The sequence below is a fragment of the Shewanella frigidimarina genome (genome assembly GCF_003797125.1).
GTDB classification, from domain to species: Bacteria; Pseudomonadota; Gammaproteobacteria; order Enterobacterales; family Shewanellaceae; genus Shewanella; species Shewanella frigidimarina.
In genome coordinates this window covers 171,262-182,936 of sequence record NZ_RKKE01000004.1, presented here as the reverse complement: position 1 = coordinate 182,936, position 11,675 = coordinate 171,262, and the positions used below count along the sequence as shown (strand labels likewise).

8 protein-coding genes and 1 riboswitch are annotated in these 11,675 nt (G+C 41.3%); of the genes, 5 read left to right on the top strand and 3 right to left on the bottom strand.

The genetic code is table 11. The annotated features are described in order from the left end of the window. Positions 1 to 359 precede the first annotated feature (359 nt). Complete coding sequence (locus EGC86_RS14435) at positions 360 to 1,619, top strand: dicarboxylate/amino acid:cation symporter (protein WP_123778016.1); 1,260 nt, start codon at positions 360 to 362, stop codon at positions 1,617 to 1,619. A 146-nt stretch (positions 1,620 to 1,765) separates the two neighbouring features. On the opposite strand, the gene EGC86_RS14430 is transcribed toward EGC86_RS14435, so the two are convergent. Beyond that, a complete protein-coding gene (locus tag EGC86_RS14430; protein WP_123778015.1) occupies positions 1,766 to 2,977 on the bottom strand; it encodes a hypothetical protein in 1,212 nt (403 codons plus the stop codon). A gap of 208 nt (positions 2,978 to 3,185) precedes the next feature. Then, complete coding sequence (locus tag EGC86_RS14425; protein ID WP_123778014.1) at positions 3,186 to 4,178, bottom strand: class 1 fructose-bisphosphatase; 993 nt, start codon at positions 4,176 to 4,178, stop codon at positions 3,186 to 3,188. Positions 4,179 to 4,353: 175 nt separating this feature from the next. Between EGC86_RS14425 and EGC86_RS14420 the strand changes: the two genes are divergently transcribed. Further along, positions 4,354 to 6,657, top strand: coding sequence for a S9 family peptidase (locus EGC86_RS14420; protein ID WP_123778013.1), 2,304 nt, complete (start codon positions 4,354 to 4,356; stop codon positions 6,655 to 6,657). Between the two features lie 89 nt (positions 6,658 to 6,746). Here the strand turns inward: EGC86_RS14420 and arcA are convergent, their stop codons facing one another. Beyond that, entirely contained in the window at positions 6,747 to 7,463 is a 717-nt protein-coding gene (arcA, locus tag EGC86_RS14415; protein WP_011636021.1) for a two-component system response regulator ArcA, read from the bottom strand. 675 nt (positions 7,464 to 8,138) lie between these two features. On the opposite strand from arcA, the gene EGC86_RS14410 reads away from it, so the two are divergent. The 3 genes from EGC86_RS14410 to EGC86_RS14400 all read left to right on the top strand — a co-directional run bounded on the left by EGC86_RS14410 (position 8,139) and on the right by EGC86_RS14400 (position 11,669). Continuing rightward, positions 8,139 to 8,582, top strand: coding sequence for a DUF3293 domain-containing protein (locus EGC86_RS14410; protein ID WP_011636022.1), 444 nt, complete (start codon positions 8,139 to 8,141; stop codon positions 8,580 to 8,582). A 275-nt stretch (positions 8,583 to 8,857) separates the two neighbouring features. Continuing rightward, a riboswitch (Lysine riboswitch) is annotated at positions 8,858 to 9,032 on the top strand. A 134-nt stretch (positions 9,033 to 9,166) separates the two neighbouring features. Further along, entirely contained in the window at positions 9,167 to 10,546 is a 1,380-nt protein-coding gene (lysC, locus tag EGC86_RS14405) for a lysine-sensitive aspartokinase 3 (protein ID WP_011636023.1), read from the top strand. A gap of 4 nt (positions 10,547 to 10,550) precedes the next feature. Further along, positions 10,551 to 11,669: a succinylglutamate desuccinylase/aspartoacylase family protein gene (locus EGC86_RS14400; protein WP_011636024.1), complete on the top strand. Its 1,119-nt coding sequence runs from the start codon at positions 10,551 to 10,553 to the stop codon at positions 11,667 to 11,669. The last annotated feature ends 6 nt before the right edge of the window (positions 11,670 to 11,675 follow it).

The following is an 11,675-nucleotide window of genomic DNA, read 5'->3' as shown; positions in this document are numbered from 1 at the left end:
CCCCATTTATTAAACAGAGTCGAGCTCACTTAATCAGCAAGTAAAACCTTCAAATTGATTGTTACTCTCGTTGTCGGTTTGATTTTAATGCTATACGCACAAATTTTAGCTGTTTTCGTAGTAAATCTGTCACTGGTTATACCATCGTTAATGATTAACTAAGTATATAATCTGTTGTTATATCTAACTTTTATATTGCACGCTTGTTAAGCGTCGATTAAGTAATCACTTTTGTTCATAAGGTGATTGAAATATATTGCGCTATGTCTCAGTATTTCAGCGCTCGAAAAGAATAAACACCAGGATTGGTATAACAATAATTAGCAACAGAAGTTGCCATTTCGAAGGGAAATTTATAGATGACAAAATCACTTTCAGCACGGATCTTTATCGGTCTGTTTTTTGGGGTTCTGCTTGGTAGTATTGTGCAGTTTTTACTGGCAGATAATGTTTTTTTTGGTGGCACGTTAGTTAGCCTAGCCAGTGGTGTTGGCACCATGTTCGTCAATATGATTATGATGCTAGTGGTTCCACTGGTGTTTGTGAGTATTGTGTGCGGTGTGTGTGAGTTACAAGATTTAAAAAGCTTTGGCCGTTTAGGTGGTAAAACCTTTGGGTTTTATATTATTAATACCATGGTAGCGATTTTAGCTGCTTTTACCGTCGCAATGATATTTGAGCCCGGTAAAGGCGTGGATATGTCGAGCAACGGTTCGCTGGATATTACCGCCACAGAACTGCCTGATTTAATGTCGTTAATTGTGAGTATTGTACCAAACAACCCGTTTTCAGCCTTTACCTCTGGCAATATGTTGCAAGTGATTTTTATGGCGCTATTAATGGGCGGTGTCATTAAATCAATGGGGCAATCGGTTGAGGGAGCAGTTAAAGGGTTTCAAACCGCCAATAAAATCATGATGCGTTTAATTTCAGTGGTAATGAGTTTAGCGCCATACGGTGTATTCGCCTTAATGTTTAAATTAGGCGCAACCTTAGAGCCTGAAATTTTTGTCAGTGTAGTTGAATATTTAGTGCTTATTTTGGCTTTATTATTGATTTGGATTTTTATCGTATACCCATATTCTGTTAGCCTGTTCACTCCAATTTCAGCGAAAACTTTCAGAGATAAAACTCAAGAACAAATTCTATTCTCATTGTCTACTGCTAGCTCAAACGCCACTATTCCGGTAACTATGCGTACCCTTACTGACAAGCTAGGTGTGAGTCAAGCTGTGGCTGGTTTTGGTGTGCCACTGGGCGCGACCATGAACATGGGCGGGGTGTCGATTTATATTACCATTGCAATCTTCTTTGTCGCGAATGCCTTTGGTATGCCAATCAGTAATGATCAAATTCCATCGTTATTGTTCAGCGTATTTTTACTGTCGGTGGGTGCTGGTGGTGTTCCTGGTGGTGGGATGGTGATGATTGGGGTATTGATTTACCAATTAGGCTTACCAGCAGAGGCATTTGTGATTGTTGCAGCATTAGACCGTATTATTGATATGGTATTAACCTCATGTAATGTGGTCGGTGATACTGCGGTACTAACCATTGTGGATCAAACTGAACAAGCGCATCAGCTTGAGGTTGCAAAAGCTGCAGCTGAGGAAGTATAAGATTCGTTTAGCAGTATGAATAAAATGGCCTGCTATGCAGGCCATTTTTTATGTCTAAGGTTTAAGGCCTTATGTTTAAGGTCATATGCTTAAGGCTTTAAATTGACGAATCTGTTACAGGGTCGTTGTGTCGAAAATAGTAGATGCTATCTATGCTGCATTTTATTTTCTATCTTGGTCATCAGCTTGAATGTCGTCTTTTCTAAATCATCTAAACCGCGATGAGCGACCTGCTCGTAAGAGCGATTAATATAGCGATAAGCTTGTGGGTAGTTGAACTCAATCACCTCAAGTTCTGCCAATTCATTCAGCGCCTGTGTTTGTCCTATGGGATAGTTCATCATTTGATGATATTCAATGGCTTTTTTAAACTGCTCTCTGGCTTCATCATTACGACCTATGCGCTGGTTTATCATGCCAGCAAGCTGTGAAATATAGCCCAATGTTAGCCAGTCTTTCACTTTAGCTGCATTGGTTTTGGCAATGGTAAGTACACCTAATGCTTGTTCTATTCTGTCGGTTTCGGTGTAGCTTTGCGCTAATAACAATCTTAGTCTGGCTAGCTCTCGCTCATCTTGCTGATGCGTAGCTAGATCGATTGCTGCTATCAATGTTGTATTAAGCTGTTGATATTGATGTTGCTGCAATTGGATGCTGGCTAGCAGACGTATGGCAACTAAGTTGTCTGGTGTGGAGCGTATGAGCTTGGATAAGTGCTGCTCAGCAGCTTTAATGTCGCCAAGTTGTAGCTGTGTCATTGCATTGAACAACAGCGGTTCACTAAGACGTGAATGGTATTGAGTTGTTGTCTTTTTATGATGTTGATTCTGTTGTAAATTATTTTGTAAATTGTGTTGTGGATTGATCCGCTGAGTAATATTGGTTGTTGCTGCTAATAATACTTGCTCGATGCTTGAAGCGTTAACTATCCCCACTCTTGTATGATGCTGCTGATGTAATGTATATGCTAATTGATATTGATTATTCGCGCCGGTAATACTGGATTTAATCACCAACCCCGCACCAGAGACAGCCATTAATTGCTGAATGTCGACAGTTTGGCTCAAGTGGTCATTAGCGATAAGCGAGATGATATTTATAATATCTTCGGTTTGCAGCAATGGGTAACTAACACCGACATTGAGCTTATTGATAAGCATATCCATCGCGGCATAGCGATTCCATTGTAAGTCTGTATTGTCTGTTGCGAGTTGCACTGGAAGTACTAAAATAGTGCCAGTTTCTATTGTAGGGGTTTTAGTGGACATCAGATAAGCATAAGCACTCATGCTAATAAGCAATAAGAGTAAAATAGCCGCAATGTATTTATTTTTGTTCGATGATCTGGCGGGCGGCATCGTTATAGTCCTTTATTAATTTCCTTAAAATAACTTAGTGGGTATTTAAGTTATTGTAAAGAAATGATTCTTTACTCTCGTTTCCTGACCACAATGCAACATTGTGGTTCACTGTATTTGTTCACTTTAGTCAGATTATCAATCAGTTCAATTGCACTACATAAATGAAAAAACCGCCAGAAGGCGGTTTTTCTTACAACAGGCTCAATTAATCAATTGATGGCTCTTCGCTGTAATCAATACCGTGGTAGCTCAAGCAGGTATCAACTTCGTTAGCGCTACCTAAAATTACCGCAACGCGCTGATGGATTTCGATTGGCTGAATGTCCAAAATAGTTTCATAACCTGTTGATGCTTTACCGCCAGCTTGCTCAACTAACAATGCCATTGGGTTGGCTTCATACATTAAGCGTAACTTAAACGGTTTGGCTGGGTTTTTATTGTCTGTCGGGTAAGAAAATATCCCGCCACGGCACAATACACGATGCACATCACCGACCATTGCTGCAATCCAACGCATGTTAAATGATTGCTCACGAGGTCCTATTTCTCCGAGTAATAAGTCGGCAATATAGGTTTGCATTGGTGCTTCCCAAAAACGCTGGTTTGACATATTAATGGCAAACTCGGCAGTGTTTGGGGTTATTTGCACGCTATCGTCGGTCAGTAAAAACTCTTGGCTGTCTGGAGCAAGAGTATAAAACTGAGTGCCTTGGCCTGTGGTTAGCGCCATCATGGTTGATGGGCCATACAACACATAACCCGCAGCAACTTGTTTGCGGCCAGCTTGTAAAAAGCTTTGTTCGTTTAACTCACCAGCGGGTGCAGGTAATACTGAAAATATAGTGCCCACTAATGAGTTGATGTCGATATTTGATGAGCCATCGAGTGGATCAAAACACACCAGGTATTCACCTTTAGCATTCACCTCAACCACATAATCTTCTTCTTCAGACGCTAAACCACGTACATTGCCATCGGCTTTAAGGGCATCTTTAAGCATGTCATTGGTGATTACATCCAGTTTTTTCTGGGTTTCGCCTTGAATATTTTCTTGCTCTGTTGCACCCAAAACGCCCGCTAATGCCCCGTGACGAACCGCACCACTAATGGCTTTTGAGGTGTCAGCTAAGGTTAATAGTAGTTGTGTTAAAGACGCGTTTACGGCTTGTACGCTAAGGGTTTGTGCCAAAGTCTGCATGATTTTTCCTATGAGATTTTGCGAGGTTAAGGTCGATGTTGTTAATTCTTATCAGTTATGTGCAAATCATACCCCACAATGACGCTAATTTCAGCGATTGTTATCTGAGGTTTTGGTTTTACTGTTAATTGAGGCAAAATGTGGGCGGATTGAATTGCCCCAAGGATTAATAATAATGACAACAACATGGAAGCATCATGCTTTAGCGGCAGTGTCTGCCGTGCCACTTCTTTTTACTAGCTCGGCTTTTTCAGCAACAGCAACCGCTCAAGGCAGCATCATGAACTCATCAACTACCGCGACACTGACTGCAATCAACGGTAGCACTACACCACTGACCATTGAACGTATTCATGCGTCACCAGCCTTAGCAGGCTCAAGCCCTCGTGGGTTGGCATTATCGCCTAACGGAAAACGTGTAACCTATTTATCGAACCGAGCCGATAATCAACATTTGTATGATTTATGGCAAATGGATATCGCTACGGGTAAGCGCAGTGTACTGATTAATGCTGATCAATTAGAGGCTGGAGAACTGTCTGATGAAGAAAAAGCTCGCCGAGAGCGCCAACGAATTTATGGCCAAGGGATCATGGAGTATTTCTGGTCTGAAGACAGCCAACATATTTTAATCCCTGCTGCGGGTAAGTTGTATTTATATGACGTTGCCAGCAATAAGGTGGCTGAGCTTGCAACCGGTGACGGTTTTGCAACCGATGCGCGTTTGTCTCCAAAAGGTCACTTTGTGTCGTTTGTGCGCGATCAAAACTTATTTGTATTGTCATTGGATAGCCAAAAAGTAACAGCACTAACGACTGACGGTAAAGGGCCGATTAAAAATGCCATGGCAGAGTTTGTCGCCCAAGAAGAAATGGACCGTATGACAGGTTATTGGTGGGCGCCCGATGAGTCTGCTATTGCCTTTACTCATATTGATGAATCTGGTGTGGAGTTAGTGACTCGTAATGAAATTTACGCCGAGGGGATTAAATTAACCGAGCAGCGTTACCCTTATGCAGGCAAAGCCAATGTTGAGATCGCACTGGGTGTCGTGACCTTAAAAGATCGCACTATTAGCTGGATTGATTTGGGCAAACAAAAAGACATGTATTTACCTCGTGTAGATTGGCTACCCGACAGCCAGCATGTGTCGTTCCAATGGCAAAGCCGCGATCAACAAACGCTGGATTTACGCATTGCTGCAATCTCTCAGCCGACACAAGCTAAAACGGTGATTGAAGAGCGCAGCAAAGCATGGGTAAATTTAAACAATGATTTACACTTCCTAAAGCAACAAGCGGCCCTTATTTGGGGCTCTGAGCGTGATGGTTTTAATCATCTGTATTTATTTGACTTACAAGGCAAACAACTTAAGCAATTAACCCAAGGTGATTGGGCGGTAGATACACTTGAGTTTGTCGATGAAGCAACGGGTTGGGTATATTTTAGCGGTCGAAAAGACAGCGTTGTTGAGCGTCATTTGTATCGGGTTAATCTTAATAAAGGTATGGATTCTATTGAGCGAATTAGCCAAGCATCGGGTATGCATGAGGCTGTATTTGCGGATAAAAAGCCCGTTTATTTAGATTACTTTAGTAGTTTACAGCAACCGCCGCAGATAAGTTTGCACAATGATTCTGGCAAGCAGTTAGCTTGGGTTGAGCAAAATGACATTGATAAAAATCATCCGCTTTATGATTATGCAGGTTTATGGCAAATGCCTGAGTTTGGTCAATTAAGCGCTGAAGATGGTCAAGCATTGCAATACAGATTGTTTAAACCAGTGCCTTTTGATGCCGCTAAGCAGTATCCGGTTGTGGTGCGTGTATATGGCGGGCCGCATGCTCAGCTAGTGGTCAACAGCTGGAGCGAAGCAGATTATTTTACTCAATATTTACTGCAGCAAGGCTATGCGGTATTTCAATTAGATAATCGTGGTTCAGCGCACCGTGGGACTCAATTTGAACATGTGATTTATCAAAACATGGGTGATGCTGAAGTAAACGATCAAAAAGTTGGCGTTGATTACTTACGTAGCTTGCCATTTATTGATGGTGACAACATTGCTATTTATGGTCACAGTTATGGTGGTTATATGGCGTTGATGAGTCAATTTAAGGCACCAGGTTATTTTAAAGCGGCAATATCGGGTGCGCCAGTAACGGATTGGCGTTTGTACGACACTCATTATACTGAGCGTTATATGGGTAACCCACTAACCAATAAAAAAGGTTACGACGCTAGCAGTATTTTACCTTATGTAAAAAATTATCAATCGGGCTTATTGATGTATCACGGTATGGCTGATGATAATGTCCTGTTTGAAAACAGCACTAGAGTATATAAAGCGTTACAAGATGAGGGTAAGTTATTCCAAATGATGGATTACCCAGGGTCTAAGCATTCAATGCGTGGCGAGAAAGTGCGTAATCATTTATATAAATCATTAGCGGCATTTTTAGATCAACAGCTGAAGTAATCATTATGGCGTTCCATGATTAACTAAAAAGCAGATATAAAAAAACCAGGTGATTCACCTGGTTTTTTATTGCGGCTAACCTTAAAAGATTATGCTTCTAAGTCACCACAAAAACGATAGCCTTCACCGTGAATTGTCGCGATGATTTCTGGCGTATCAGGCAAGCTTTCAAAGTGCTTACGGATACGACGAATTGTCACATCAACCGTGCGGTCATGGGGCTTTAATTCACGGCCAGTCATTTTTAACAACAAGTCAGCACGTGTTAAAATTTTACCTGGGTTTTCAACAAAATGAAGCATCGCACGGAACTCGCTGCGTGGAAGCTTATAAGCTTCGCCCTGTGGGTTTACCAAAGAACGGCTATTGATTTCTAAGCTCCAACCGTTAAAACGGTAATACTCAACAGAACCTTTTTCTTCAGTTTCTGCTGCAGCATTATTAACGCGAGTTAATAGGTTGCGAGCACGAATCGTTAATTCGCGAGGGTTGAACGGTTTAGTGATGTAATCATCCGCACCAATTTCAAGACCTAGAATCTTATCAACTTCGTTATCACGGCCAGTCAAGAAAATAAGACCGATGTTATTAATTTCACGTAGCTCACGAGCTAATAATAAGCCGTTTTTGCCTGGTAAATTAATATCCATAACAACAAGGTTAATCTTATTGTCTTGCATGGCTTTATGCATTTCTGCGCCGTCGTTAGCTTCAGTGACAACATAACCTTCAGCTTCAAAAATACTGCGTAATGTATTACGAGTTACAGCTTCATCTTCAACAATTAAAATGTGCGGATTTTGCATGATATTTACCTGATTTTATAAAATTCGATTCTAGCCACTGTTTGCGAACTGTGTGCTAATAGATTGCAATAGCGCTTTAGCTAATGCGCTAAGATTCCGATATTTTTTGGTGTTTATCTATGTCTACCCTGAATTAAACACTCTCTATAAACTCTATTATGTAACACTTAATGCTGGTTACTGAGTCTGCTTACGTCGATTAATTTCCACTACGCCAAGGTACGTGTTTGCACTTATGCATGATGGTGTAAAATTTGTTGCACTTAAGCTTACTTACTATGAATGCGATTTAGAAAGATAGTTCCTTCTATAGCAAACTTATTTAATCGTATTAATGTTTTATCAAATGTAGAACAAATTTAGTACGACTGTAAACTTTACATCAAAAAATCATCACACTCACAACAACATTTGCTGAGTTTTTGAGGTGTATGTAGCTAACTTTGCTACAGTGATTTAATAGTGCGTGATGGTTATTGTACTCGTTTTAGGCATTTGTTAACAAATTAAATGTTAAAAAATTAATATAACACTCAAGTATATGAAAGATTAACCTTGCTAAGATAATAATAATTAATGATTTTCTAATATAATACTGTTGATTTAGATAGCAAACCTTTTAGAACTCTAACCTATCTGCTAGACTAATTTTGGCTTAATTGACGAAAATTTATTATGGAAAATGTTATAGACACATTGTGGAATGAGTATCAAAGCACTCATTTTTTGTTCACCCAACGCCTTTCACATGATTTCCCATTTGCTATTGTTACTGCTCATAACCCTCGTGGTTCAAGACTCTCTCCTAGTCAAAATCGCTTACTCGATCGTCAGCTTCAATCTAAAATTCAACAATATAACCGCCCCTATCGTGCGCTAATCGGTGCAGCACCTGATTTGTCGCATATGGAAAAGAGTTGGGCGATTTTTATTGATAAAGAACAAGCTATTGAGCTTGGCAGAGAGTTTAATCAACATGCAATTTACTACGTTAATCAAGGTTTACTATCTTTGATTGCGTGCCTTGATATTATCAAACCTGAAGTTGATATGGGGATGTTTAACCACCGATTAAGGGTGGTGAGTGAGTGGCCTGAGATAGGCTCGTATACTGGGTAAATAATGGCGTAATTTAAACTGCACCGTTGTAGAAGAACAACTGATGTATTATTTGGGGACAATCAATGTTCGATTGTCTCGGTAATTTACCATTCATAATATTTTTTGCATATATATTGGCGTTTTTTCGTAATAGAGAACAATCATTAATTAGAGGGCACAGCAACAGAATATCTCAACGCAACGATATTTTTTATCGCAGCAGTGTATTTTTACTGTGTTTGTTGATTGACTTGATAGGGGATTTGTTGCTATTTTCAACTCACTCCTTCGGGAGGAACAGAAGAGGAGCGTTAACTAGGTAGTAAGTGAGAGGATGCCAATCCGATGACCACTTATGATGGAGATTAGCGCCGAGGTATCAGTTTGTTTGGCAAACATTGATATCGGTCGATTAGGCTGAATCCTAACGATTGTCACCTATTTTTTTGGTGGAGAGCTTCTGGTGATGATTGCTGTTTCCCTTCTATAAGGGTGCGTTATCTTAGCACCAGGCTCTTCGAACGTAGTGTGTTCGGAGCGTATATCATGTTAGTAAATCACATCTTATTTTTTAGCCTTTCGCAAACAGCGGAGGCATCAGTATGAGCTTTGTTCAGTCTGAAATAGATACCCCAGAATTAGTCGTTGCCAAATTTGGCGGCACGTCAGTTGCTGATTACGCTTCTATGAGCCGTTGTGCAGATATTGTGTTGGCTAATCAAGCTACTCGTCTTGTGGTAGTAAGCGCCTCCAGCGGAGTGACCAATTTATTAGTTGAGTTAACTCAAGCTAATGTTAATGATGAACGCCGTTTGGTATTGCTTAAGCAAATTGCTCAAATTCAATATGCGATATTAGATGAACTCGGTCGTCCGCAAGACGTGGCAGCCAGTATTGATAAAATACTCAGCCGGATGTCAGTACTCAGCGAATCGTTAGAGCTGAATCGCAGCAAAGCGGTTATGGACGAGTTACTGTCGACGGGAGAGCAATGTTCATCGATTTTATTTTCTGCGGTTATTCGGGAAAAGGGCACCGCTTCAAATCATTTTGATGTGCGCCAAGTATTACGTACCGACAGTCACTTTGGTCGCGCAGAGCCACAAATTGAAGCGATTTCAACGTTAGCGGGTGACTTTTTACAGCCATTACTTGCGCGTTACGTTATCGTTACTCAAGGCTTTATTGGTGCAGATGAAGAAGGACGAACAACAACATTAGGCCGTGGTGGCAGCGACTATTCGGCGGCATTACTTGCCGAAGCGCTTCGTGCCACAGCGGTTGAGATTTGGACCGATGTAGCCGGTATTTATACCACTGATCCACGCCTTGCCCCTAATGCCCGCCCGATTGCTGAAATTAGCTTTAATGAAGCCGCTGAGATGGCGACCTTTGGCGCAAAAGTATTGCATCCCGCCACCATTTTACCGGCAGTAAGACAAAAAATTCAGGTGTTTGTGGGTTCAAGTAAAGCGCCTGAATTGGGCGGTACTTGGATACGTCATCAAGTTGAAGATACTCCGGTGTTTAGAGCGGTGGCATTGCGCCGCGATCAAACTTTACTTAACTTGCATAGCTTGCAAATGTTACATGCTCAGGGCTTTTTGGCTGAAACGTTCGCGACATTAGCGCGACACAAAATATCAGTCGATTTAATCACGACCTCGGAAGTTAACGTCTCGCTAACCCTAGATAAAACGGGTTCTGATTCAAGTGGTCAAGGGTTACTCAGTGAGTCATTACTACAAGAGTTGTCGCAACATTGTCGTGTAAGAGTTGAGGAAAATTTAGCGTTAATCGCCATCATCGGTAATCGTATTGCCTCGACGGCTGGCATTTGTAGTCGGGTATTTAAAGTGCTTGAAAACCACAATGTTCGGATGATTTGCCAAGGTGCAAGCCCACATAATTTATGTGTGTTGGTAGCAGAGTCGGAAGCGGCGCAAGTGGTTAATGCCTTGCACCAAAACTTGTTTGAGTAATCATATGACTAAAGCAATACAATCGTCAGTTCAAGTTGGAGAACTGGCGACAGGGCAAGCATTGACCGTTCCAATATATTCATTCATGGGTAGCGAAAATTCAGCGCCGAGTGTGTATATTCAGGCCAATGTTCATGGCGCTGAAGTGCAGGGTAATGCGGTAATTTATCAACTGATGACCTTGTTGGAAGGTTATCAGGTTTTAGGTGATATTACGCTTGCACCCTTAGCCAATCCTTTAGGAATTAATCAAAAGAGTGGTGAGTTTACTTTAGGGCGTTTTGATCCCATTACAGGGGTTAATTGGAACCGCGAGTATTTTGATCACAACGTCGATATTCAAAATTGGTATGCCGAGCACCAACATTTAACCAATAGTGAACTGTTTTGCGCCTATCGTTCAATGTTGGTAGAAACTTGCCAGGCGCGTCTAACTCATTCTTTTGGGATTTCAACAGGTCATCGGTTAGCGGTAAATTTACAGGCTATGGCACACCAAGCAGACATCGTGCTTGATTTGCATACCGGCCCTAAATCATGCAAACACTTATACTGCCCCGAGTATGATATTGATGCGGCGAGATTTTTTTCGATACCATATACTTTGATTATCCCCAATAGCTTTGGCGGCGCGATGGATGAAGCGACCTTTTGCCCTTGGTGGCAATTAACCGAGTATGCGACCAGTCAAGGCCGAGAATTTTCCGTACCTGTGTCAGCATTTACCTTAGAGCTTGCAAGCCAAGAACGGATTGATTTAGCAGATGCGTTAGAGGATGCCAAAGGCATATTGGCTTATTTAAGTCACCGCGGCGTGATTGCTGAAAAAGTTAATCCAGCCAGTATGGAAAGGTTTGGGTGTTACTTGAAGGATTATAAGAAGTTTCATGCACCTAAAGCTGGCTTAATTGAATATTGTGCGAGTGTTGGCGAACCATTAACAGCTGGTAAACCTTTAGTGAACATTTTACGCATAGACTTGTATGGTTCTGAGCAGGCTTACCAAGCCATTAGTTTACCCATGGATTGCGTGCCTATTTTGCACTTTGCTTCAGCATCGGTACTTCAAGGAACGGAGTTGTATAAGGTGATGACTAATGTGTTTCCATTACAACCTAGTTGATTAATA

Excerpts from the sequence above, each read along its gene's own strand:
- EGC86_RS14435 (WP_123778016.1), top strand. The coding sequence starts at position 360 with ATGACAAAATCACTTTCAGCACGGATCTTTATCGGTCTGTTTTTTGGG.
- EGC86_RS14430 (WP_123778015.1), bottom strand. The coding sequence starts at position 2,977 with ATGCCGCCCGCCAGATCATCGAACAAAAATAAATACATTGCGGCTATT.
- EGC86_RS14425 (WP_123778014.1), bottom strand. The coding sequence starts at position 4,178 with ATGCAGACTTTGGCACAAACCCTTAGCGTACAAGCCGTAAACGCGTCT.
- EGC86_RS14420 (WP_123778013.1), top strand. The coding sequence starts at position 4,354 with ATGACAACAACATGGAAGCATCATGCTTTAGCGGCAGTGTCTGCCGTG.
- arcA (WP_011636021.1), bottom strand. The coding sequence starts at position 7,463 with ATGCAAAATCCGCACATTTTAATTGTTGAAGATGAAGCTGTAACTCGT.
- EGC86_RS14410 (WP_011636022.1), top strand. The coding sequence starts at position 8,139 with ATGGAAAATGTTATAGACACATTGTGGAATGAGTATCAAAGCACTCAT.
- lysC (WP_011636023.1), top strand. The coding sequence starts at position 9,167 with ATGAGCTTTGTTCAGTCTGAAATAGATACCCCAGAATTAGTCGTTGCC.
- EGC86_RS14400 (WP_011636024.1), top strand. The coding sequence starts at position 10,551 with ATGACTAAAGCAATACAATCGTCAGTTCAAGTTGGAGAACTGGCGACA.